Source organism: Photobacterium lucens, assembly GCF_009873615.1.
Lineage (GTDB): Bacteria > Pseudomonadota > Gammaproteobacteria > Enterobacterales > Vibrionaceae > Photobacterium > Photobacterium lucens.
In genome coordinates this window covers 1-3,372 of sequence record NZ_SSMG01000246.1, presented here as the reverse complement: position 1 = coordinate 3,372, position 3,372 = coordinate 1, and the positions used below count along the sequence as shown (strand labels likewise).

General features: G+C 42.5%; 1 protein-coding gene. It reads left to right on the top strand.

Going from position 1 to position 3,372, the window contains the following annotated elements:
• Positions 1-10 precede the first annotated feature (10 nt).
• Positions 11-3,271, top strand: coding sequence for a M66 family metalloprotease (locus E5A76_RS10720; RefSeq protein ID WP_161118923.1), 3,261 nt, complete (start codon positions 11-13; stop codon positions 3,269-3,271).
• Positions 3,272-3,372 lie beyond the last annotated feature (101 nt).

Sequence of the window (3,372 nt, the reverse complement as noted above, 5' to 3'; positions counted from 1 at the left end):
TGTGGATATAATGAAAAAGAAATATTTAGTCAGTTTGCTACCTGCATTGCTAATGGCTCAATACGGTTACGCAGAAACAAAACTAACCACAGCACCAGAAACGCTATATTTTAATAAGAAATCATTACCTTCTGATACACAAGGAAGTCTACAGGGTAGTGTGAGTATTGCTCAAAGCGTGATCATGCAAACGAGCAACAAGATTGAAAACGATCGTCAGCCGCACCTTGTGTCATTGCGTCGCAGCTTAGTGATGTTTGAACCACAAGCAGACATGCTTGAAAGCGGTGAAGCACTAACGGTGACAGCGAAAAACGCAAACAATGAAGTGGTTTACCAAACCGTTATGCGTTTGCCGCAACAGTTGCCGCAAGTCGCAGGTAAATTAGATAAATACGTTGAGATTATTAAGCCTGAGCAATTTTCTCTCACTGTTACTAGCAATAACGATCTTGGTCAAATTGCTGGTGAAGCTGGCAAATCCCATTTTAAAGCGCTGATTGTGCAGCACGATACTATCCATATTTCTACAGGGGATGGTCATTGGGCTCGTCATTTTATTCTGCCAGATGACAAAGCTTTCCATAATAAGAAGATCACTTTTACCTCGGATGCAGGTTACAACTCTCAAATCGATTACTCACAGGGCACAGATACCATTAGCCGTGGTAATCAATTCACTTACCAGAATGTTGATGGTATTTGGTACGGTGAAGCAGATATGGCAATTAGTCGTGTTGCTTACAGTGATAAAGCCTATTCAGCTGTGCTACCTGCAGAAGCAATGCTACCAGGTTTGAGCTTAACCTTTAGCGCAGAGAGCAATAAAGAAGGGACTGTTTCAGGCATTAAGATCGGTGCAAATACTAGCATGATCTTAAATACGATCGACATTGGTTTATTAACTGAACCAAGGGATCAATTTCAGTTCATGAAAGATCCTGATCTTCATCGTCAATATTTCCAAAATATTCAGATCAGTAAATTGATCGTTAACCCTTATGAGTCAGTGCATCTTGAAGAAATCATGTTGCCTGATGGTCGTGTGTTGGTTGGCGTTGATCCAAGTGAAGCTGATGCTTATGGCAGTGACTCACACTACCGTATTGCCCGTGAGTTAATTTCATCTGGTATCAACAGTGCAAGTTATGGTGTGAACTCGTCAATTGTACGCCCTGCAAGCCAGTGGAATATCAGTGCGCCATATCATGCAGCGCAAGTGACCGTGAATAACTCTATTGGTAACTACACTGATGGCTTAATAGCACATGGCCTATTGGGTTCATACGCAGGTGTTGCCTCTGTTGTTGGTTCGACAGGCAATGAATTTAGCCATGAAGTTGGTCACGAATTAGGTGTGGGCAATCACTACCCAGGTGGTTACAACGGTGCTATTCATAAGAGCTCAACGGAAGTGAACTCAACATGGGGTTGGGATGTTCATAAAAACTTCTTTATTCCAAACTTTACCAAAGGTGTAACGAACCAAGAGTCATGTTACGAAGGGGAGTGTGTCGCACCGTTTGAAGGTCATAGCTTTGGCTTTGGTACTATGTCTGGTGGTTCGGCGTTATACCCTAAATACAACGCTTACACCTTACATGCACCGTATGAACTAAGCGTATTCCAAGACTTCTTAGAGAACAAAGCTAACTTCGATCCTGCATCACCAACAGGCTTTAGCAAGTGGGATCATAATGAGAAAGTCATGAAACCGTGGACGAATAAAACGGCAGATGATCTTGCTCTCTCTATTGTTGTTAGCCCGAATGAAAGTTTAGGCCCTGATGAATACGGCCCAGAAAGTGACAAGTTCTACCAATTGTTTGAAAACAACGGTGTGGTATTTGTACACGTTAAAAACCACGCATGGATTGGTAATATTTACCTGCCAAGTGATGAAGCATTTGAAGGTAAAACAGCTTATCTACAAGTTACGTCATTGTGGAATACCAATGTTCACTATAACGATCAAAGCTTTACGCTAGTTCGTGATAAAAAATACGCGTTCACTTACACCAATGGACTATGGGTATTAGATGAGAACGTGACAATTGGCGATCAGCTTGATTTGATCCCATACAAGCAAGGTATTCCAGTCACAACATTAGTGGGCTACTACGATCCAGAGAAAACATTACCAACTTATATGTACCCAGCACTGCATGGTGCTTATGGTAGCGTTTACGTTGATAACTTCACGGCTTCATCTTGTAAGGTAGATGTATTCACCCACGAAGCAGGAACTAAAACCTTTAACTTACATAGTCGTCGCCTACAAGCGGGCTTTATGAACCGTTTCCACATCAACGTTGAAAGTACACTGAAGCCATACCGTGCAGAAGTAAGCTGTGGTGGTGATGTATTAGATACAATGGATATCACTCCTGCGAAAACAACATTGAAAGCCAATATTGTTTCGACAGAAGCAGGTAAAGCGCCAGTGATCAGTGGTGTTGAAGATGTGGTAATCGCACACCGCGATCTGTTTGCGCCATTAGCAGGTGTAACAGCAATGGATGATTACGATGGCGATGTAACAGCATCTATCGTCGTTGAAGGTAGTGTTGATACGAATAAAGCGGGTCATTACAGCTTAACTTACAAAGCATACGACTGCGCATTAAGTGAATCGGTTGTGGTACGTAATGTAGAAGTGTTCAGCGAAAAACCAGTGTTATCTGGCATTACAGACACCACCATTCAATTTGGTGATGCGTTTAATGCTAAAGCTGGTATTACAGCTTCCGATGTTGAAGATGGTGATTTAACAGAAAACATCATTATTGATGGTGAGGTTGATACTAACCAAGCGGGTACATACACACTGACTTACCAAGTCACAGATAGCGCACAACAAACCACACAAGCACAACGTGTAGTGACGGTTGAAGGTAGCGCAGTTTGTGAAAACACGTGGAGTGCAAACAGCACTTATGTAGCGGGTGATGAAGTGAGCCACAACGGTATGGTATGGCAAGCTGGCTGGTGGACACAAGGTGAAGAGCCGGGAACAACAGGTGAGTGGGGTGTTTGGAAGCAAGTAGCAACAGAAGGTTGTACGTCTGTAAAACCTGAAATCACGCCACCAGCACCAGGTGAATACCCAACGTATCAAGCAGGTACTGCTTATAAAGAAGGTGACATTGTTCGTGCAAGTGATGAGCAACTTTACCAATGTAAGCCTTGGCCAAACTCAGGCTGGTGTTCAAACGGTACTTACGAGCCAGCAACCAGTGTTTACTGGCAAGATGCTTGGACAAAGCTGTAATCACTAAAATGATATAGATAAACAAAAGCGGTGAGTGATCACCGCTTTTTTTGTTAAATTATAATTAACTTATGACATTGATTCTAAAGCATCAATAGCCT